Origin of the sequence: Acetobacter sp., from assembly GCF_047723915.1 — a bacterium.
Lineage (GTDB): Bacteria > Pseudomonadota > Alphaproteobacteria > Acetobacterales > Acetobacteraceae > Acetobacter.
Genome location: NZ_JBDOBQ010000007.1, coordinates 68,940 through 88,808, shown reverse-complemented (window position 1 = coordinate 88,808; position 19,869 = coordinate 68,940). Strand labels below are relative to the sequence as shown.

Here is a 19,869-nt window from a genome sequence, read left to right as displayed (position 1 = left end):
CAGCGTGGTGTTAGCCGTGGCCGGCACGCCGGGGGCAGGGGTGTTCATGCCGCGCTGCCGCCTTTGCTCTGCGCTTTCAGGGCGGCAAGCTGGGCAGGCAGGGCCTGTGCCCAGTGGGTGATGGTGCCTGCCCCCAGGCACACCACGTAGTCACCGGGTTTGGCGATGGCATTGATCATTTCCGGCAGGTGCTCCGGGCTGGAAAGCGGCACTACCGAACGGTGCCCGCGTTCGCGCAGGCCTTCGATCAGCTTGTCGCGGCTGGCTTCGGGCAGGGGGTCTTCGCCCGCGGCGTAGACATCGCTCACGATCACGGTATCCGCGTCGTTCATGCAGGCGCAGAAATCCGAGAACAGCGTTTTCAGGCGCGAATAGCGGTGTGGCTGCATGACCGCGATGACATGGTTCGCCCCCGCCTGCCGCGCGGCCTTGAGCACGGCGGCGATTTCGACCGGGTGGTGGCCGTAATCGTCGATCACGGTAATGCCTGCCGTCTCGCCCGTGCGGGTGAAGCGGCGCTTCACACCCCGGAAACTGGCCAGGCCGGAACGGATCACGTCGTCGCTGATATCCATTTCGGTGGCGACGGCAATGGCGGCAAGGGCGTTCTGCACGTTGTGCGACCCCAGCATGGGCAGGCGGAATGGCCCGGCCTTGCGGGTGCGGCGGGTCACGCGGTCGGTCAGCGTGACCTCGAACGTTGCGCCCAGCTTGTCGGTTATCACTTTTTCGGCCCGCACATCGGCCTGGGGCGAAAACCCGTAGGTGACAATGCGGTGGTCGGACAGGCGCGGGATCATCTGCTGCACGGACGGATGGTCGATGCACAGCACCGCAAACCCGTAGAACGGCACGTTGGAGACGAACTGGTCGTAACCCGCTTCCATCGCTTCGGCCGTGCCCCAGTGGTCCAGATGTTCAGGGTCCATGTTGGTGATAACGGAAATGACCGAGGGCAGGCGCAGGAAGGAGCCATCGCTTTCGTCGGCTTCCACCACCATCCAGTCGCCTTTGCCCATGCGGGTGTTGGTGCCGTAGGCCTCGATAATGCCGCCGTTGATAACCGTCGGGTCCAGCTTTGCGGCTTCCAGCACGGCAGCGACAAGGCTTGTGGTCGTTGTCTTGCCATGCGTGCCGCCAACTGCCACGGCCCAGCGCAGGCGCATGAGTTCGGCCAGCATTTCCGCCCGGCGCACAACCGGGATCAGCCGCGCGCGGGCAGCCACCACCTCGGGGTTGTCACGCTTGACGGCGGTGGAAATCACGACAACCTGCGCGCTGCCCAGATTGTCGGCATTATGCCCGATGGTGACGGGAATACCCGTTGCCCGCAGGCGTTTGACATTGGCACTTTCGGCAATGTCGGTGCCCTGCACGCTATAGCCCAGCAGGTGCAGCACCTCTGCAATGCCGGACATGCCGATCCCGCCGATCCCGACGAAATGAATGGTCCCGATGGAAAGAGGGAGGGCTCTCATGGGCGTGTCTTCTCCCCGCTGGAGGCTGGGTGCGCAGGAAATGGAAAAAACTGGAGGCATTCTTCTACTACATTGGCGAGGTTCTGGGCGGCGTCCGGGCGGGCCAGGCTGGCTGCTCCCGTGGCGGCGCGCGCAAGGTCATCCGGCGTGTGGAACAGGTCCGTCAGATGGGCGGCAAGCGTGGTGGGCGTAAAATCGGGCTGGCGGATCATCCATCCCGCGCCCGCCTCGGTTACGGCCCGCGCGTTTTCGGTCTGTTCGTCGCTCGCGGCAATAGGCAGCGGAACCAGAATGGAAGGGCGCCCGGCCGTGGTGATTTCCGCCACCGAAGACCCGCCGGCCCGCCCGATCACCAGGTGCGCGGTGCGCAGCAGGTCCGGCACGTCGTTCAGAAAAGGTTCGACCCGCGCGGCAATGCCCGTCTGGGCGTAGGCGGCGCGCACGCTGTCCACGTCATCCGCCCGGGCCTGCTGGGTGACGTGCAGGCGGGCTTTCATGTCGTCGGGTAGGCGGGCCAGGGCCGCTGGCACCACCTGCGAAAACACGCGCGCCCCCAGTGACCCGCCCCACACCAGCAGGTTGATCCGCTCGGCCGGAGGGGACCAGGGCTCACCCGCAAGGGCGGCAATGGCCGGCCGTACGGGCATGCCGGTCAGCACCGTGGGCGAGCCGATGGGCAGCTTGGCCACAATGGGGAAGGATGTCGCGATGACATCGGCAAAGCGCGACAGCACGGCGTTGGCGCGGCCCAGCACGGCGTTGCCTTCATGGATGATCAGCCGGGGGTGCTTGCGGCCCAGCATGCGCGCCCCCAGCATTGGGGCCACGGAGGGGTAGCCCCCAAAGCCCACCACCGCGTCGGGCCGGATATCGCGCAGGATGGCCCTTGCCTTGTAGGCGCTGCGCAGCAGGACCAGACCGGCGCGGATAGCCCGCACCGGGCCGCGCCCGGCAACGCCCGCACCGGGCAGTACATACTGCGCCCCTTTTGCGAATACGCCGCTTGTCCGTCTGCCCGCGCGTTCGTCGGTCATGAGGATGAGCGTGTGCCCGTGGGCTGCCAGTGTTTCGGCCAGTGCCTCGGCAGGGAAAAAATGCCCCCCTGTGCCGCCAGCCGCGATAACAATGGTACAGGGCCTCATACCAACCGCCAGTGTCTGATTGTGGTGACAAAGCCGCCCGCCCGCGCGCCACCCGGTTGGGGCGGCATGAGCGCGGACTCGGGGCGAAAGGCGCAGGCGCTCGTGCATCTATGGCGCTGGAATTGATGGATTTTTATGTCACCACCCGTCACCTTTGTCACCCCAAATTACCCACGACGTGGCGCAGAAATGGCTCAGCAGGAACGCCCGGATCGGGGGCGACCGCGCCTGGATCAGGCATAGCGGGGCGCCTTGGACATTGCAACCGGGACCGGATGTGGAGCCGCCGCAATGCTGGTAAAGCGCCTGCTTTCTCCACGGCGGGTTTGTCTCCCACCGGGGCCTGTCTGTTTAAAGCCGATTGATGTGGCTGAACTGTGTCGGATTTGCTGAACATGATAGTCATGGATCGCGTGATCGGGCTATGAAATCGCGATGGCATCCATGCTGCATGAAAGACCTGTTCAGCCTGGGTCAAGGGAGTGTAGCCCCCGTGCCAGCGGGCATTATATAGAAAACGTTCACTGTTCCTGTCTGGATGTCTGCTTGCTTGTCACTGATATTGCCGATCGAAGCATCGATATGTCCCGACATTTTTTTTTCGCATCCACGCATATGATGGCCCAGAGCGGATATCTATGGAGGTCGTGTGATGCTGAATGTAGGCGGGGTAATCAGGAAGGTGGCGTCACGAAGTAAGCACGGTCATTTGCGAGGTAGGTGATTGGGCATTACTCTGTGTATGAGCAATTTATCTATTTCCAAAATAAAGGAAAAAACATATTATTTGTTAAATCAAGGTGTTTTCACAATGTGGAAATTCTTGATGCATTATGAGTGTGGATCACAGTTCGCCAATGTCAAGTCTTATCTCCTTGGTTGTGCCGTTTTATAATGAAGGGGAAAGTATTGACCTCTTCGCACGCACCATCATGCCTGTTCTCGCTGCCATTCCTGGTACAGAGTGGGAAATCGTCTGTGTTGATGATGGTAGCCGAGATAATACTCTCCAGCGGCTGATTGCGCTATCCGAGCGGGATCGTCAGTTCAGGATTGTTGAGTTATCCCGCAATTTCGGGAAAGAGGCCGCCATGACGGCCGGTCTTGATGCCGCGACTGGTTCCGCTGTCATTGTCATTGACGCCGATTTGCAGGATCCGCCCGAACTCATTCCAGATATGATAGACGCATGGAAAAACGGCGCTGAAGTCGTGCTGGGGCGACGCTTGGACCGGTCATCGGACAGTGCGGCTAAACGCCTGACGGCGTCATGGTTCTATTCCCTGCATAACAGACTATCCAAGATCAAAATCCCCTCCAATGTCGGGGATTTTCGCTTGATGGACCGATGTGTCGTCGACGCGCTCCAGCGGCTTCCGGAGCGTCAGCGCTTCATGAAAGGGCTGTATGCGTGGGTCGGTTTCCGCACGGTCACGCTGGATTATGTACGCGCCGCACGCCACGCTGGTGAAACCAAATTTTCAGGCTTGGCCTTGTGGAATTTCGCCCTTGAAGGTCTGACCAGTTTTTCGACCCTTCCGATCCGCGCCTGGACCTATCTTGGCACTGTTGGGGCGATTTGTGCATTGTTCTATGGCTTGTTTATTGTGGGACGAACGCTGTTGCTTGGAAATTCTGTGCCGGGCTATGCCTCAATCTTCTTTGCCGTAACATTCTTTGGTAGCATTCAGATTGTCAGTATTGGCATGCTGGGAGAGTATATTGGTCGTATTTATATGGAAACAAAGCAGCGACCTATATATTTGGTAAGAAAGATTTATCAGGCCAAGTAAATATGCTCTCTATTTCAGATGCTTAAAAGGTTTCTATTGCTTTTAAATGGCATCATATATTTTTCTTTGTGTGGCGTTATTCTACATAAAATAAAGACAATGGGATTAAAAGATCATGCAGAAAATGACAGAAAAGCCATTTATTGTATTATTTTTAATAGTTTTTTCTTCATCATTATTGAGTTTTGGGCAGGTCTTGCTTCCTGGTTACACGCCGGATGATTTTCTGACAGGTCGGACATTTCTTCCTACGGCCTTTTTTCTCAATCAAGGGCGTTTTACAGAAGGGTTTATCGTCCATTGCATGAACTCTCTACATCTGAGTATGTTCAATGTAGGCTTTGGATTTGAATGTCTAGCTTTATTGCTTTATTCGTTTTTGATTACTTATATTCTTTATAGCTGTACACCCCAAACCTTCAACCGTTGGCTTTTGGCTTCGGCGGGTACCTATATTGGTTCCAGTCCCTTTATGGTGACCCTGCTGAATTATCGGGAAGCTGCTTTCAATACAGGGTTTGGTTTTGCATTTATTGTGTGTGGTATATATTACCATGAAAAATATATGTCTCGGCAAACTAATTCTGTAACTATATTATTTTCTGCTATTTTTTCTGCGCTTGCTCTTGGTTGTTATCAGATTTTTATTATCTTTGTTTTTGTTTATCCAGCATTTCTTCTTATCAAAGAGAATTACGAAGGCACCAGACTTTCGTTTGCTTTTGTCGCGAAGGCTTTTGCTGCTCCTTTGGGGAGTGTTGTACTTTATGTAATTCTTTTTGCAGCGACCAAGCATCTTGCTGGAGAAAATGACTGGGATCAGAGAGGTGCTCTACTGCATTTTTCGGGTATTCCGCAAAGGCTTCACGATATATATGACATAACAAAATTCATTCTGGCTCTCAATTTGCAGTATGCGAGTGTAAAAATCTGTTTCGCTGTTGTGTTGGTTGGTTTGAGTATGCTGGCTTTTTTAAAGCGCGGCATGTCTGTCAGCTTGATCTTTTTAGCTGTGTTGGCTTTATACGCACTTGTTCTGCTGCCTCTTTCCATTCTGGAGCGTTGGGAGCCTACGCCACGAACATTGCTCGGCATCCATTTTATTATCGCGTTGTGGGTTGTCTGGATCTGTGGCATTTCTGATGCATTCAATCGGGTTCTGGCCGGGGTTATGTTCGCTTTTTCCTTGCATTCCATGATGATATGCAATGATTTCCTGACAAAACAGCTTAAGCAAAACCGCTGGGATATGAGCGTCGCATGGTCCTTGATCAAGGATGTGAAAATTCTTACTCAGAATCAACCTCCAGCTTCCCTTTCGGTAGTGCCTGACTTAGCGACTTATTCTGGCTCAACCTTCTTGGTTCCATGGTCAATCAAAGGGCTACTTTATGAAGCTGGTAATGTTGAGTGGTCTATCAGCACGCCTACCCTAGCCCAGGAAACCCAATGTCATAGCTCAGTGCGTTTTCCGGTGCCGGGATATCTGCATCATCTTTCAGATAATGCTATTTTGGCGTGCATGTGATGATGTGCGCAGACGATTTTAATGTATGGCCTGCTGCGTCGGCACATCGGGGCGCTTTTCGCACGTTATCGGATCGCATGGAAAAACGACCGATCATGCGTCGGAGAAGGATTGACCCGGCATCCTGACATGACGACGGGACCTATCTTGCTCCTGCGCAGTTGATTCTATCGACGACACCTGCGGCTCCCTCGCCGGGCCCCCAATGTGGGTTACATCTCAGCTACTATCGGGGGATCTGGTGAGGCATAATGGCCTAGCGAAACAAAGAGCTGATCTTGCGGGTTTCCAGTCCGGGCTGCCGCCGCGTGAGGGCAAGCACCATGCCAATGGCCAGCGCCACCGACATGGCGGAAGACCCGCCATAGGAGATGAATGGCAGCGTCATGCCCTTGGTGGGGATAAGGTGCAGGCTGGACGCCATGTTGACGAACGCCTGAAGGCCGAAGCCCGTTACCAGGCCCGCGGTGGAAATAACCACGAAAGGATCGTCCTCACGGATCAGGCGCAGCAGGGTGCGCACGACAATAATGCCGAATACGGTAATAATCAGCGCGCAGATGACCAGACCGTATTCCTCGCCAGCCACGGCGAACACGAAATCCGCATGGGCGTCGGGCAGCAGGTCCTTGACGCGGCCTTCTCCCGGGCCACGGCCCAGCAGGCCACCATTGCCAAAGGCACGCATGGCGGTGTCGATCTGGTAGTGGTCGCCCACGTCGGGGTGGAGAAAGCGCTCAACGCGTGAACGCACATGCGGGAAAATGAAAAACGCCCCCACGCCCGCCCCGATCATGCCCGCAAAGCCCATGCCTACAAAAATCAGGTTCAACCCATTCACAAAAAGCTGGGCAAGAAATACCGCGGTAATGACCGTAAGCATGCCGATATCGGGCTGGGACTTGAGCAGCAGCACAATGACCCCGAACAGCGCGAAACTGACCAGCATGCCGGGTATCAGCCCCGCTACCCGCCGCTGCGCAAGCAGCCACCCCGTCACCACGGCAAAGCAGGGCTTGAGAAACTCGGATGGCTGGAGCGACATCATGGGCAGCGCGATCCAGCGCCGCGCCCCCTTGATTTCGATGCCGTGCACAAGGGTAAGGGCCGTGGCCCCAAGCATGAGCGCCCCCCCCACTAGCGAGAGGCGCAGCACGGCCCGGCGCGACAGCATGGAGACACTGACCACGATCAGCCCGGCCAGCGTCAGGAACGCGACCTGCTTGAAAATGAACATGTTGCGCGATGCACCAATGCGCACCGCAACGGCGGGGCTTGCCGCCAGCATGAGAATATAGCCGAAGCCGATCAGAATGAAGGTGCAGACAAGGGTGGTGCGGTCGACATGGCGCCACCAGCGGCCAAAAGGCGAGTCATCGGTGCGGGAATAACCGGCCATGGGTCACGCTCCTGTTTCGTCCGTATACTGCGCGCAGACCTCCTGGGCCAGCTGCGCGAAACGGGCCCCCCGTGCCTCGAACCCCGAAAACTGGTCGAAACTGGCGCAGGCAGGGGACAGCAGCACAACCGGCACCCCGGTCTCGCTGGCTTGCTGGTAGGCTGCGGGCACCGCGTTTTCCAGCGTTTCCGCCACAGTATACGCCACGCCATGGTCCTCCAGCGTGGCAGCCAGCAAAGCCGCGTCCCGCCCGATCAGGTAGGCATGAACAATACGCCCGAAATAGGGTGCCAGCGTGGCAATGCCGCCCGCTTTGGCCATGCCCCCGGCAATCCAGACCAGCCGGTCGTAACAGCCTAGGGCCCGGGCGGCGGCATCGGCGTTGGTGGCCTTGCTGTCGTCGATGAATGTCACGCCCGCGCACTGGGCCACGCGCTGCTGGCGGTGCGGCAGGCCGGGGAAGGAGAGCACACCCTGTGCCGCCTGGGCATCCGCAACGCCAAGAAAATGCGCCATGGCCAGCGCGGCGGCCGCGTTCTGGGCATTATGGGTGCCGGGCAGGGCAGGGCCAGGCTGCGCTACGGCTCCTCCGTCATGCCAGATCGCGCCGTCATGCCCGTAATAGGAACAGGCCGGGTCGGAGCCGGAAATGGTTTCGCACCGGGCGGGGCCTTTGGCCAGTGTGGCGGCAAGTGCTGTGCAGAGCGCGTCGTCCATGCCGATCACGGCCTGATCCTGCGCGGTCTGGCGGGCAAAAATCTCGCATTTGGCGCGTGTGTAGCCGGCCATGTCGCCGTGGCGGTCAAGATGGTCGGGGGTCAGGTTCAGGAGGCAGGCGGTATCGAAGCGCAGGGTCGTCAGCCGTTCCAGCATGTAGGACGACATTTCCAGCACGTACACGCCATGATCGGGCAGGAGCGGCAGGCTGAGCGCTGCCGGCCCAAGGTTACCGCCCGCAGCCACCGGCACCCCGGACCCTGACAGGATATGGGCCAGCAGGGCCGTGGTGGTGGACTTGCCGTTGGTGCCGGTAATCCCTGCAAAACGGGCCTTGCTGCTAGACAGGCGCACGGCCTGGTACAGCAGTTCGGCGTCGCTCAGGACAGGAACGCCCGCGGCCTGCGCCATCAGCGCGATCGGGTGCGGGGCGGGCAGATAATGCGCAATGCCGGGTGAGAGGATCAGCGCGTCGAACCCGTCCAGCGTATCGAAGGGCCATAGCGCGATATCGCCCGCGCCATGGAGCGATGCGGCAATATGCGTGGCCAGTGCGTGGCGTGCGGCTTCCCCGTCGTCCCATGCCTGTACGCTGGCCCCGCAGGCCGCAAGGGTGCGCACCACGGGCAGGCCGTTGCGGCCCAGCCCGAACACGGCGAACCGCTTGCCCGCAAACAGCGTGGGGGAAAAAGTGCTCATCGCAGTTTCAGCGTTGCCAGGCCGCACATGCCCAGCACGATGGAAATGATCCAGAACCGCACGACAATCTTGGGCTCGGCCCAGCCTTTCTTTTCGAAATGGTGGTGGACAGGCGCCATCAGGAACACCCGTCGGCCGGTGCGTTTGTACCAGGACACCTGGATAATGACCGACAGGGTTTCCACCACGAATAGCCCGCCGACAATGCAAAGAACCAGTTCATGCTTGATGGCCACGGCCAGCGACCCCAGCGCTCCCCCCAGCGAGAGCGAACCCGTATCCCCCATGAAGACCGAGGCCGGGGGCGCATTGAACCACAGGAACCCGAGCCCCGCACCCACAAGGGCCGCGCAGAACACGGCAAGCTCGCCGGTGCCGGGCACCGCATGCACCTGCAGGTAGTCGGCAAAGACGTGGTTGCCCACCAGATAGGACAGAATGGCAAAGACAAGGGCTGCGATAATCACCGGCCCTATGGCCAGCCCGTCCAGCCCGTCGGTAAAGTTTACGGCGTTGCCGAAACCGGCAATGACGATCATGGCGAACACGGGAAAGAGAATACCCAGCGGCAGCAGCAGGTCCTTGGCGAAAGGAAAGGCAAGCTGGTTGGCAAGGTCAGGCGGCATCAGGGACTGGAGCCACACGCCACATACGAGCGAAATTGCGAATTCGCCCCCCAGCCGTGCGCGTTTGGAAAGCCCGTCCGTGTTGCGCCGGGTCAGTTTGCGGTAATCGTCCATGAATCCGATCGCGCCAAAACCCAGCGTGGTCAGCCACACGGCCCAGACGAACCCGTTCTGAAGGTCGCCCCAGAGCAGCATGGAGACGCTGAGCGCGATCAGGATCAGCACGCCACCCATGGTCGGGGTACCCGCTTTTTCCACAATGTGGCGTTCAGGCCCCAGGGCGCGAATGGGCTGGCCACCGCGCTGGATCCGGCGCAACTGAGCAATGAAGGGTCTGCCCAGCAGCAGGCTCAGGCCAAGTGCTGTCAGGCACGCGCAACCCGCCCGGAAGGAAATGTAGCGCAGCAGGTTCAGCAGCGTGACATGCCCGCTATGGATGGCGTCGGACGCCAGCATATACAGCATCAGCCTTCTCCCATCGGGCCAAGGGCCTCAAGGGTGCCGATTACGTCGCGCATGCGGCTGCCAAGGCTGCCTTTGACCACAATGGCGTCTCCTTTTCTAAGCGCCGCGCAGACATGGGGGGCCAGGGCGGCGGCTGTAGGGGCCCAGGCACCGCGACGGTCTGGAGGCAGTGCCTCGAAAAGGGTTTTCATATGGGGTCCGCAGCAAAAAACAAGATCGGCAGACAGGGCGGCCGGTTCGGCCAGGGTGCCATGCTCCGTGGTTGAAAAATCACCCAGCTCGCGCATGTCGCCCAGAACGGCAATGCGGCGGCTGGCCGGAATGTGGCGTAGCACGTCCAGCGCGGCCCGCACAGAAGCCGCGGACGCATTATAGCTTTCGTCCAGCAGGGTGATGTCGCCACCCGCAATCCGTGTCAGCGCGCCGCGCCCCTTGCCGGGTTCGAACGCGCCAAGGGCGGCTGCGGCGGCCTGGACATTCGCGCCCACGGCGGCGCAGGCGGCCAGTGCGGCCACGGCGTTGCGTACCAGGTGCAGGCCGGGGGCCGCCAGATGCACGGCAACATCGGGCCTGGCAGCCGGGCCGGCGAACACGACTGTAAAGTCCGATCCATCGGCCCCTGTGCGCAGTTGTGTCAGACGTGCCGCACTATGGGCACCAGTGCCTGCCGGCCATAACACGGCCCCGGCCTGCTGGCCCGCATGGGCCAGAATATCGGGCCCATGGGCGTCATCGGGAATAATGGCGATCCCCCCTGCGGGCAGGGCGGCCATAAGGGAGGCTTTCTCGCGCGCAATGGCGTCCAGACTGCCCATGTGCCCCAGATGCGCCGAACCGATGGTGGTGATGACAGCCACATCGGGGCGGACCATGCGGGCCAGCGGCAGGATTTCGCCCGGGTGGTTCATGCCGATTTCGCTGATGCAGAAGGCTGCGTCACGCGGCAGGCGGGCAAGGGTCAGCGGCACGCCCCAGTGGTTGTTGTAGGATGCTTCGGCCGCATGGGTGGGGCCGGTCGCCTGCAGGCACAGCCGCAGCATGTCCTTGGTGGTGGTCTTGCCCACACTGCCGGTGATTGCGACCACCTTGCCCGCAAAGCGCGCGCGCGCGGCCAGCGCCAGGTGCTGCAGGCCCGCCATGGTGTCGTCCACCAGCAGGATCCGGGCATCGTGCAGACCGCCGCCGTCATGCGCCATGACAGCGGCGGCGCCTTTTTCCAGTGCGGTGGCGATATGGGCGTGGCCGTCGCTGCTATCGCCCTTGAGGGCTATGAACAGGTCGCCCGTGCGCAGGGTGCGGGTGTCGATGGAAATACCCGTGATCTCTGCCGCGCAGTCGTTCCTGAACCGGTCGACCTGCCGGCCCATGAAACGCCCGCCGGTCGCGGCCTGCAATTCCGCGCGGGTCCATAAAACCGTCATGCCTGCCCCGCAAGTGTTCTGATCACGTCAACATCGTCAAAGGGCAGGGTCTCGGTGCCGATGATCTGCCCCTGTTCATGGCCCTTGCCTGCGACCACAAGCACGTCTTCGGGGCCGAGCAGGGCCAGTGCTTCGGCAATGGCGGTGCGTCGGTCCGCGATTTCGAGCGCGCTTGGCGCCCCGGCCCATATATCGGCCCTGATGGCGGCCGGGTTCTCCGAGCGGGGGTTGTCGTCGGTAATAATGGCGATATCCGCCCCGCGCAGCGCCTCCTGCCCCATGAGCGGGCGCTTGCCCCTGTCACGGTCGCCGCCCGCGCCGAACACCACAACCAGCTTGCCCCGTGCATGCGGGCGTAGCGACGCCAGAAGCCGGGCCAGAGCGTCGGGCGTGTGAGCGTAATCGACATAGGCGCAGGCCCCGCCGGGCAGCACGGCGGCGCGTTCCATGCGCCCGCGCACGCCCTGGAGCAGGGGCAGCATGCCAAGAATTGCGGGCAGTTCGGATTCGTCCTCCGCCGCCAGGCATGCGGCCAGCAGGGCGTTGTCGGCCTGGAAACGCCCAGGCAGCGCCAGCGAGACGTTCATTTTCTGCCCGTTGCAGTCCAGGCTGAGTTCCTGCCCCACGGGCAGGGCACGCTGGTTCAGCAGCCGCAGCGTGGCACCGTTTTCCCCCACCGTGCGCAGCCTGAGCCTGCGTACGCTGGCTATGTCCTTTATGGCTTCAAGCGTCGTGGGGTCCATGTCCGCGTTGGCAACGGCCAATGCCCCTTCTGGCAAAAGGGTGCGCAGCAGGCCAAGCTTGGCCTCGCGATAAGCTTCCAGCGTGCCGTGATAGTCCAGATGATCACGCGTGAGGTTGGTGAAAGCACCGGCACTCAGCACCAGCCCGTCAAGACGTTCCTGTGCGATCCCGTGGGATGACGCTTCAAGCGCGACATGGTGCACGCCCAGCCGTTCCAGCGCGGCAAGGCCGTTGGCCAGGGCTACCGGGTCGGGTGTTGTCAGGTGCGGCATGGTAATGGGGGCTGCCCCCGGCGGCATGTCTTCAAGCCCCGTCAGGCCCAGCGTGCCGATGGCAGCCGCCTTGTGGCCCTGCAGGGTCCAGATCTGGCGCAGAAAATCCGTGGTGCTGGTCTTGCCGTTGGTGCCGGTCACGGCAACCAGGCAGCCGGGCTGCGGTCCGGCAAGGGCTGCGGCCATCCTGGCCAGCGCGTGGCGCGGGCTGGGGGCGCAAACAAGCGGGCGCAAGGCAACGCCCCGCGGCCATTGCGTGCCCTCGGGGGCGACAATGCCCACGGCCCCACGTTCCACCGCCTGCCCGATATAGTCGCGACCGTCTGTTTTTACGCCGGGCAGGGCCGCGAACAGCGTGCCGGGCCGTACATCCCGGCTGTCGGCCGTTATGGCGCTGACAGATATGTCGTCCTGCCCGGTTGGCGGCAGGTCAGCCGCAAGTAACAGACTGGAAAGCGGCAGACTCATTCGGATAGCGTCTCCTGGCTGGATTTTCGGCGGTCTGCCAGAACCTGTTTGCCGGTCGCCCTGGATGCGCTCGTTTTTGCGGCACGTTGTTCCATGGCCTGGTTGCGGGGGTCTCCGGGGTCGTTGCCGGGGCCGAGCGGTCGGACGCCACGCGGTACGGACGGGTGCATGGGCAGGGCCAGTTGCGCATCGATCTGGGCTGCGTGCGCCATGTCGGGAAAAATCTGGAGCATGGGGCCGATCCGCGACACGATCTTGGACACGGTGGGGGCCGCGTTCCAGCCCGCGGTGGTCCAGCCATGGGTCTGGGGTGTGGCCTGCGGGCTGTCCAGCATGACATACACCGCGTAGCGCGGCGCGTTCATGGGGAAAATACTCGTAAACGCGGCAATGTTGACATGCTTGAGGTAGCCGCCATGCGGGCCGATCTTTTCGGCCGTGCCCGTTTTGCCACCCACGAAATACCCGGCCGATTCCGCCGTGCGCCCCGTGCCCTGCGTTACGTCAAGCCGCAGCAGCCGGCGCAGCAGGGCGGATACGTTCTCCGACATGACGCGCGGCCCCTGCGGGGTTACCACTGCGTCCGGACCGGAGGGGGACACCTGCGCCGCGTGCGCGGGTACAGGCGCGCCGGGCAATGCGGGTTGCTGGCCGACAGCCATCCCACGGGGTGTTCCGCCCGCCGTTGCATAAGGCGTTGCGTCCACCGTCCCGTTGGCCATTGCACTGGCTGCGCCGTTCGGCAGCCCGGCGGTCGGTATTCCCGCCTGTATTCCGGCCTGTGCGCCGGAAAGCAGGGGAGTGGTGTCCGCCGGGTCCGTATCGCCCCCGTCCTCGGTGTCGAGCAGGGTGGGCTTGACCAGTATGCCGCCATTTACGGTCGCGGCGGTGCCGCGCACGATGGCCAGTGGCGGTTCGGCCACGCCATGGCCGAAACCCACGGTCATGGTGGTGGCCAGCCCCCACTGGCGCGGCACCAGCGGGCGCGCGGCTTCGGGCAGTTCGATGGGAACGGGCGCGAAAAAACCCATGTCGCGCAGCCAGTTGGCCTGCCTGACGCCGCCCACGTCCAGCGCGATATGGGCCGCTGCCGGGTTGGATGAATAGGCCATGACTTCCGGCAGGGACAGCCAGGGCGCGAAATGGTCGTTCTTCATGTCGCGGATGGTAAAGCGCCCGATCCGCAGGGGAATGGAGGAAAAACTGTCCCAGATATGGATGGTACCGGTGGCAAGCCCCATGGCGGCGGTCTGGAGCTTGAAGGTCGAACCCGGTTCGTAAAGCCCGGTCACAGCCCGGTTGAAGCGTTCGTCGTTGGTGGCGTGGGCGAACCCGTTGGCGTCGAAATCGGGCAGGCTGACCATGGCCACCACCTCGCCCGTGCGCACGTCCATGACAATGCCGCACGCGCCAATGGCCTGGAAGGTCTGCATGGCGTTGGCCACTTCTTCCCGCACGGCGGACTGTACGCGAATATCCAGCGACAGGCGCAGCGGGCGGTGGCTGGACAGCAGGCGTTTGTCGAAAAACCGTTCGACCCCGGCAATGCCATGGTCGTCAATATCCACAGCCCCCATGATCTGGGCGGCCATGCGGCCCAGCGGGTAATGCCGCTGTTCGCCGGGTTCGAAATAAATGCCCGGAATGCCGAGGTTATTGATCGCCAGTTCCTGCTGGGGGGTGATGTCACGCGCGATGTACACGAACTGCTTGGGGCGCGAGAGCCGCTTTGTGGTTTCCTCCTCGTTCAGGTCGGGCAGGACGGATTTGAGCTTGTGGGCGATCTCCGCCGGGTCGATCAGTTCCTGCGGGTTGGCGTAAACCTGGGCCACGGGCAGGGACAGCGCCAGGGTCTGCCCGTTACGGTCGATAATGGAGGCCCGGTGCACCTGCGGCAGCGAAAAGTCGCCCGCAAGCCCCGCATGCGGGTCGATTTTGGGAATGTCGGGAACCTGCGGCGCGATCTGCCGCTTTTCCGGCGCCATGGGGTTGATGACCGTGGCCAGGGTCAGCTTGGCCGTGACACCGGCGAACAGCAGGCAGAAGCCCCCGGCCACCGCCAGCAGCCGGACATGCATCTGTTCACGGTGCGCGCGCACGCGCGGGCTTACCCCCGTTATGCCGCCCTCATGGGGTGGTCGGATGTCGTGCGGGGGTGATGCCATGTCAGTCTGAAAAAACGATCATTGGACAAAGTGTCAGTTCGTAACCGGCACGGGCGGCGGCAGGCTGTCGCCACCACGGCCCAGCAGAGAGCCCCCCGTATAACCGGAAGTCGCGCGCGCTTCCATATAGCCACTGGCGATTGTGGTCCGGGCCGTGCGTGCGGGGTGCCAGCTTGCCACCGAGGCAGGCAGCGGATGGCGGATGGCCGCCGGTGCATCGGCCGCCTGCGCCACGCGGTACGGGGTGCTGCCCGGTGTTACGCTGGCAGCAGACGTCCCGCGCGCGGTCGATGCCACGGCGGTTACGGCTGCTTTGCGGTGCTGTACCGTGGGTTCGGGGGCATTCAGCTCAGCCAGCATGGAATCCAGTCGGGAATCGGATTGTGCATGGGTGCGCTCGGCAATCTGGCGTCGGGCCTGTGGTGCGCGGGGCGTGGGAGCCCCCTCAGACATCGCCACCGCGACAGCGGCTGGCGCAGGGCGAGCCGCCGCGACCGATACGGCAGCAGGAACCGGCAGAGAGGTTGCCTGGCGGGCTGCGACAGGGGGGGCTGCGTTGGCAGCTACGGGAGCAGCAGCCATTGGGGCAGGCAGCGGTGCATGGGCCATGGCATGGGCTGGCAGGGCGCTGTTGTCGGCTACCAGAACGGGAGCATGTTCATGCGGTTCGGCAACGCGGTGCGCGGCGGCGACCAAGGCGGGTGCCGTCACGGTCTGGCTGGCCAGATCGGCGCGGTCACGCACGGGTGGCGCCTGTGTCACGCGGGTTTCGGCCGCGGCCACGAGTGCCACCGCAGGTGCGGCGGTCTCGGTTGGCGTGGCTTTGGTGACGGCGGGCAGGTGCTGTACCAGATCGGCCATGCGCACGAACTGCGCGGGGTCCATGGCGTGCAGGTTGGTGGTGTGGCGTGTCACCAGTTGGGCCAGCCGTTCAGGCTGGTTTTCAAGCGCCCACTCGGTGCGCAGCATGGAGGTCTGGGCCCGCACATGCTCGGTCTCCTGCACAATGCCCGAGATCTGTTGGTCAAGAACGGTGGTCTGGTGTTTTTTCGTATAAAGGAAGAACCCCGAAGCAATGGCCAGAGCGGCGCAGCAGCACGTGAACGGACGTGGGAACATGGGGTTCAATCCTCTGCCGGGATGGAAGGTGATGACGAGGGGACAGTGGGGCCGCGCCGGGCAATGGCGCGCAGCCGGGCGCTGCGGGCGCGGGGGTTTGCCGCGCATTCCGCATCGCCCGGGCGGATTGCCTTGCCTGCAAGAGCCGTAAAACCGGTCTGCGCCGACGGGGCCAGCGCTGCGCGCGGGTCATGGCGCGAAAAGCTGACATCCTTGCCCAGCGCATGCTGCATGGCCCGTTTGACCAGCCGGTCTTCCAGCGAATGGAAGGAGACCACAACCAGCCGCCCGCCGGGGGCCAGCAGGTCCAGCGCCTGGGTCAGGCCGCGTTCGATCTCGCCCAGTTCGTCATTCACCGCAATGCGCAGGCCCTGAAAGGTGCGTGTGGCGGAATCCAGCCCTGCACGGTCACGGGGTACGACGGAGCGCACCAGGTCCGCCAGTTGCGTGGTGGTGCTGAACGGGGCCTGCGCGCGTGCGGTGACAATGGCGCGGGCCACGCGGCGGGCGTGCCGTTCCTCGCCATAGAAATGGATGATGTCGGCCAGTTCCTGCTCGGGCGCCTCATTGACCAGATCGGCAGCGCTGCGTCCTGCTTTTTGCATGCGCATGTCCAGCGGACCGTCGAGCCGGAAGGAAAAGCCGCGCTCGGCCTCATCGAGCTGGAAGGAGGAGACGCCCAGATCCATGACGATCCCGTCAAGGCTGGTCACGCCTGCGCCCTGCACCATGTCGGCCATGGCGCCAAAACCGCCATGCAGCAGGTGCAGGCGCGTGCGCCCTTCCACCTGGGCAAGGGCATTGCTGAGTGCGAGCCCGCGCGCAATGGCGTCCGGGTCGCGGTCTATGCCCCATACGGTGCAGTCCGCCGCCCTGAGAATGGCCAGGCTGTATCCGCCGCCGCCAAACGTGCAGTCCAGAATGCGCTCGCCCGCGGCGGGGCGCAGGTAGTCCAGCACCTCGGCCAGCATGACCGGCACGTGACCGGCGACCGTGGCAATGGTGGAAGACGCATCCGGTATGGCGCGGGGCGCGGGGTGCGGGGTGGGGGCAGGCTGGGCGTTCACGCGGGCTCCCCGTTCGGGTCGGAGCGGCCGGGTGCGGGAATGCTGACCCGGCGCGAACGCTGGCGGGCTTCTTCCCGCCGGGCGCGGGCGGCCTCGGGTTCCCAGATCTGGAAAATACGGCCAAGCCCCATGAATGCCGCCAGCGGGCTCTGGGTCAGGCCCGCGTGTTCGCGCAGGAAGTCGGGCAGGATAATCCGCCCTTCGCGGTCGGGTTCCATGGGGTAGGCGTCGGCATACAGGGCTGCGGCCAGGTCGTCATGATCGTCGGAGAACATGTTCAGCCGGTCGAGCGGTTCGGTCAGCCGCGCGAAGGCCGAGGCAGGCCAGGCCTCCACGCAGGGCAGCGTGTGGGAGGGGCGGAGAATCATCATCGCGTCACCTTCCGTCTGCTGGGACCTGAGCACTGAGCGGAACCCGGCCGGAATCGAGACGCGGCCCTTGGCGTCGAATCGATTCTCATGCGTGCCGAGGAACACACCCACCTGATCGGAGTCCTTGCTAATCAGCCGTTTCGCTCACATGCGGACGGGGAGCGAACCCGTTTTGCCATGTCTTATGGTCAGCCGTGGGATAGCATGGGACAGTATGGGAAGTAAATAAAAAACGCGGGAAAAATGGCGGAAAACAGCCGTTAATTAAGTATTCATGGCGGAATGATGTCCAAAGCCGAGGTATTGTATGGCCATCGGGACGATAAAAGCTGATCCGTTATTTGTTCTTTTTTTGTTCTTGTTCGCGCACGCATGCCCGAGTCAATACCAGAACATCAGTAGAACATGTGGAGAGATGCTGAAGCACAAACCGGCACAAAGGCGGGCAGCCCTGTGGCAATAGCCCCGGTCCGCCCATAAATGCCCATGGGGTGTCGTGGGGAAGGTGCGGGGGCGGCCACGGGGTGCTCGCAGGGCGGTCATGGAGCTGTAAGGTCCGACCCGGCTCCGGTTCAGGTGCCGGACCATCGCCCGTCCCATGAAAACCCATGACCTGGCCGCAGGGGGCGCGGTGCGGTTCTGCCTGTGGTGTTTTGGAATGTTTGTGGTGCCAGACGGTCTGTAAGCCGGGTTCTGTCTGGCCCTGCGAACAGGGCCTGGACGATCATTCCTCTGGGACCTGCCTTGCGGCAGGCCTCACGCGACCAACCCGAACGACGGGGCGGGAGAACCCCTGAAGCCACAGGGGCTTCGGCCGTTCCTATTCGGTCTTGCTCCCGGTGGGGTTTACCATGCCTCCCCTGTTACCAGCGGAGCGGTGTGCTCTTACCACACCGTTTCACCCTTACCTTCAGCCTGTCCCATGGTTTCCCACGCAGCAGACCCGGAAGGCGGTCTGTTTTCTGTGGCACTTTCCCTAAGGTCACCCTCGCCGGCCGTTAGCCGGCACCGTTCTCCCGTGGAGCCCGGACTTTCCTCCATCCCGCACGTGATGTGCGAAACAGCGACCGTCCGACCGTCTGGCCCGCGCACCCTGCGGCGGCTTGGGCGGCAGGTCAAGGGCTGGTGGCACCAGCAGGCATGACCGAAGCGAAAAAAAACGTTACATTGGAGGCATGTCAGATGGTTCGCAGTCCCTCAACATGACGTCTGTTCCTCATCCGGCGCCGCACGGCCCCTGTGCCGACGTATTTGCGGGGCAGGCTTCATCGCCCGCGCCTGCTTCACGTCTGTCAGGCGTACCCCATGGTGCGGACCTGTCCGGGGCACCCGCGCGGCCCAATCTTGCGTCCCGCCTGTTGTTGCGCTGGCTCAGGTGGCAGGACGGCAGGCGGCATAAGAAGGTGGTACACGCTCCGTGGCACAGTTCTGCCCATGGGCATGACCCTGACGCGGCCGATACCAATGCGCATGGCGTGCGGCCGGCCGATGACTCCGCCCTATCGGGGCAGGTGCAGGCGCATTTTCTGCGGCACCTGCGCCGTGCGATGGATACGCCATCGTTCCCCTGTGCCCTGTCGTCGCTGCCGTTGCGCAAGGTTGTGTCGCTCTGGGTACCGGGCGCGGCCGGGCCCATGCGCGCCAGGCTGTTCCTGCCCCGTGGCCGGGTGCGCGGGGCGGTCCTGTACCTGCATGGCGGGGGGTTCGTGCATTGCGGGCTGAATTCCCACCACGGGATATGCTGCCGCCTTGCGCGTGTGTCCGGGGCCGCGGTTCTTCTGCCCGATTATCGTCTGGCGCCCGAACATCCTTTTCCCGCCGCGGTGGAGGATGCGCGCGCGGCGCTGGCATGGCTGGCCGCGCTGTCGGCACGGCACTGGGGCGGCCCTGTCGGGGTGGCGGGGGACAGCGCGGGTGGTAATCTGGCGGCCGTACTGGCGCAGGACGGGGCGGCGGGGCGCGGTCCCATGCCGGCCCTGCAACTGCTCTACTACCCCACCCTGTACGGAAAGCTGGAATTCCCGTCGCACCAGACCTACGCGAAGGGGTATTTTCTCTCCCGCCGGTCCATGGCGTGGTATGGTGCGCAGTATATCCAGGCCGAAAAAGATTGGGACGACCCGTGTTTTGTCCCCGGCCTGGCTGCCGGGCTGGCGGGCCTGCCACCAGCGGTGATCGTGACCGCGCAATGCGATCCGCTGCATGACGAAGGGTATTGTTACGCCCAGGCCCTGCGGCGGGCGGGGGTGCGGGTGCTTTATCGCTGCTACCCCGGGGCCCTGCACGCATTCCTGAACTTTTATGCGTTCATGCCCCATGGCAAGGCAGCGCTACGGCTGGGTGGCCGGGCGCTGCGCAAGGCCTTTCACGCCCACGGGTAAGGGTTTCCCCGGTG

Annotated in this window: 14 protein-coding genes and 1 other RNA gene; 3 read left to right on the top strand and 12 right to left on the bottom strand. The window is 62.6% G+C overall.

Features of this window, described 5'->3' with window-relative positions; all coding sequences use genetic code 11:
• Nucleotides 1-44: 44 nt before the first annotated feature.
• Together murC and murG are read right to left on the bottom strand one after the other, a co-directional pair.
• On the bottom strand, nt 45-1,478 hold the full coding sequence (gene murC / locus ABF990_RS06165; RefSeq protein WP_415500212.1) for a UDP-N-acetylmuramate--L-alanine ligase: 1,434 nt from the start codon (nt 1,476-1,478) through the stop codon (nt 45-47).
• Complete coding sequence (murG, locus tag ABF990_RS06160; protein ID WP_415500213.1) at nt 1,475-2,620, bottom strand: undecaprenyldiphospho-muramoylpentapeptide beta-N-acetylglucosaminyltransferase; 1,146 nt, start codon at nt 2,618-2,620, stop codon at nt 1,475-1,477. Before murG ends, murC begins: the two co-directional genes overlap by 4 nt.
• 857 nt (nt 2,621-3,477) lie before the next feature.
• Between murG and ABF990_RS06155 the strand changes: the two genes are divergently transcribed.
• Both ABF990_RS06155 and ABF990_RS06150 read left to right on the top strand, forming a co-directional pair.
• Complete coding sequence (locus ABF990_RS06155) at nt 3,478-4,413, top strand: glycosyltransferase family 2 protein (protein WP_415500214.1); 936 nt, start codon at nt 3,478-3,480, stop codon at nt 4,411-4,413.
• Nucleotides 4,414-4,537: 124 nt separating this feature from the next.
• On the top strand, nt 4,538-5,941 hold the full coding sequence (locus ABF990_RS06150; protein ID WP_415506523.1) for a glucosyltransferase domain-containing protein: 1,404 nt from the start codon (nt 4,538-4,540) through the stop codon (nt 5,939-5,941).
• 256 nt (nt 5,942-6,197) lie between these two features.
• On the opposite strand, the gene ABF990_RS06145 is transcribed toward ABF990_RS06150, so the two are convergent.
• From ABF990_RS06145 to rnpB, 10 genes are all read right to left on the bottom strand, one after another.
• Nucleotides 6,198-7,340, bottom strand: a complete 1,143-nt coding sequence (locus tag ABF990_RS06145; protein WP_415500598.1) for an FtsW/RodA/SpoVE family cell cycle protein — start codon at nt 7,338-7,340, stop codon at nt 6,198-6,200.
• A 3-nt stretch (nt 7,341-7,343) separates the two neighbouring features.
• Nucleotides 7,344-8,756 carry a UDP-N-acetylmuramoyl-L-alanine--D-glutamate ligase gene (gene murD, locus ABF990_RS06140; protein WP_415500599.1) on the bottom strand — a complete coding sequence of 471 codons (1,413 nt, stop codon included), beginning with the start codon at nt 8,754-8,756 and terminating at the stop codon, nt 7,344-7,346.
• A complete protein-coding gene (gene mraY / locus ABF990_RS06135) occupies nt 8,753-9,838 on the bottom strand; it encodes a phospho-N-acetylmuramoyl-pentapeptide-transferase (protein ID WP_415492308.1) in 1,086 nt (361 codons plus the stop codon). The genes murD and mraY overlap by 4 nt, the downstream gene beginning before the upstream one ends.
• Before the next feature lie 8 nt (nt 9,839-9,846).
• Complete coding sequence (locus tag ABF990_RS06130) at nt 9,847-11,268, bottom strand: UDP-N-acetylmuramoyl-tripeptide--D-alanyl-D-alanine ligase (RefSeq protein ID WP_415500600.1); 1,422 nt, start codon at nt 11,266-11,268, stop codon at nt 9,847-9,849.
• A complete protein-coding gene (locus tag ABF990_RS06125) occupies nt 11,265-12,752 on the bottom strand; it encodes a UDP-N-acetylmuramoyl-L-alanyl-D-glutamate--2,6-diaminopimelate ligase (RefSeq protein WP_415500601.1) in 1,488 nt (495 codons plus the stop codon). The genes ABF990_RS06130 and ABF990_RS06125 overlap by 4 nt, the downstream gene beginning before the upstream one ends.
• A complete protein-coding gene (locus ABF990_RS06120; RefSeq protein WP_415500602.1) occupies nt 12,749-14,917 on the bottom strand; it encodes a peptidoglycan D,D-transpeptidase FtsI family protein in 2,169 nt (722 codons plus the stop codon). Before ABF990_RS06120 ends, ABF990_RS06125 begins: the two co-directional genes overlap by 4 nt.
• A 33-nt stretch (nt 14,918-14,950) precedes the next feature.
• Complete coding sequence (locus ABF990_RS06115) at nt 14,951-16,036, bottom strand: hypothetical protein (RefSeq protein ID WP_415500603.1); 1,086 nt, start codon at nt 16,034-16,036, stop codon at nt 14,951-14,953.
• A 5-nt stretch (nt 16,037-16,041) separates the two neighbouring features.
• Entirely contained in the window at nt 16,042-17,058 is a 1,017-nt protein-coding gene (rsmH, locus tag ABF990_RS06110; protein WP_415500610.1) for a 16S rRNA (cytosine(1402)-N(4))-methyltransferase RsmH, read from the bottom strand.
• 41 nt (nt 17,059-17,099) lie between these two features.
• On the bottom strand, nt 17,100-17,585 hold the full coding sequence (mraZ, locus tag ABF990_RS06105; RefSeq protein WP_415492495.1) for a division/cell wall cluster transcriptional repressor MraZ: 486 nt from the start codon (nt 17,583-17,585) through the stop codon (nt 17,100-17,102).
• A gap of 555 nt (nt 17,586-18,140) precedes the next feature.
• An RNA gene (rnpB, locus tag ABF990_RS06100) (RNase P RNA component class A) lies at nt 18,141-18,557 on the bottom strand.
• A gap of 92 nt (nt 18,558-18,649) precedes the next feature.
• On the opposite strand from rnpB, the gene ABF990_RS06095 reads away from it, so the two are divergent.
• Nucleotides 18,650-19,855 (top strand): alpha/beta hydrolase, encoded by a 1,206-nt coding sequence (locus tag ABF990_RS06095; protein WP_415500604.1) that lies wholly within the window; start codon nt 18,650-18,652, stop codon nt 19,853-19,855.
• The last annotated feature ends 14 nt before the right edge of the window (nt 19,856-19,869 follow it).